The 278-nt window shown below is 52.5% G+C and carries 1 protein-coding gene; it reads right to left on the bottom strand.

Features of this window, described 5'->3' with window-relative positions; translation table 11 throughout:
* Window positions 1–278 (bottom strand): transposase-like zinc-binding domain-containing protein (locus QP934_RS11555; protein ID WP_419127597.1); only part of this gene is annotated, 278 nt, incomplete at both ends.

The raw sequence follows: 278 nt of genomic DNA, 5'->3' as shown, positions 1-278 counted from the left end.
TATGTGCCACGGTGGGATCCGGTACGTCAATAAGCCAGCACCATGTAAATCTGCGCTTCATAGTTGAGTGGCTTACTTTGTTGCGTTTAGCCAGTGCAGTTAGCGAGATTGTGGTGGTGCAATGCTCGATGAAATCCGCAAAAATTCTTGCGTTGGTGACGTCGGGGCGACGTTTGATGCTTGATGCCCCACAGGCTTTACATCGCCATCGTGTGGTTCCTTTGCTGGTAGTTCCGTTGCGTTTCATGTCGCCGCCGCAGTGGCAGCGTGGTCGATTC

Source organism: Corynebacterium sp. MSK122, assembly GCF_030229435.2.
GTDB lineage: Bacteria > Actinomycetota > Actinomycetes > Mycobacteriales > Mycobacteriaceae > Corynebacterium > Corynebacterium marquesiae.
Note: the sequence above shows the minus strand (reverse complement) of the source record. Positions and strands in the feature narration are given on the sequence as shown.